Raw genomic sequence first — 519 nt, 5'->3', positions numbered from 1 at the left:
CAAAAGAGGAAAAAAACTGACTCTCTGGATAAATCGTTTCACGCCAACGGATGATGTGAGAATATAAAGCAACCCGTTCATCGGCGATATTTTTCAAAAGTGTGTTTAACTGGTTGTGTAAGGAATTTAACTGGTCGATATCTGCAGTGTCAAAATTTACACCTTCAACAACCATCACAGTCATTAAGCAGCGGGAGTTTAATGCAATAACATGTTGGTTGATGTGGCGTATGTAGGGAATATAGTCTTCAGGCAAAGATTCCCGTTTCATCATTGACATCTGTTTCACCTGTTTAGTTCCTTATAAGTACGGATAAGGCGGAGGGGGGACGTTGAACCACCCCCCCATCTGTTCAGATTTTTTTGTTTCCCTCGGGTATTGAGCCAAGCAAATAATACGCGAAATTGGTTATGGTCATGTTTGGTTATTTCACGCAAAACAAAGTGCAACCCAATACCAAGACCAATCATTGTAAAACCGCTGGTTAAAATAAAGAGAATGGATGTTGCCATGACATT

1 protein-coding gene and 1 pseudogene are annotated in these 519 nt (G+C 40.3%); both read right to left on the bottom strand.

Annotation, left to right across the window (positions count from 1 at the left end):
• Positions 1–280, bottom strand: a pseudogene (locus ACFINS_RS11345) (transporter); the annotation flags it as partial.
• Between the two features lie 5 nt (positions 281–285).
• Positions 286–519, bottom strand: a 234-nt coding sequence (locus ACFINS_RS11340; RefSeq protein ID WP_375706326.1) for a type IV secretion system protein VirB3, incomplete at its 5' end; no start/stop codon positions are given.

The organism is Bartonella sp. AA2SXKL, from assembly GCF_042197205.1.
Classification (GTDB): domain Bacteria; phylum Pseudomonadota; class Alphaproteobacteria; order Rhizobiales; family Rhizobiaceae; genus Bartonella.
The sequence above is the reverse complement of the archived record's forward strand: the minus strand, read 5'-3'. Positions and strand labels throughout refer to the sequence as shown.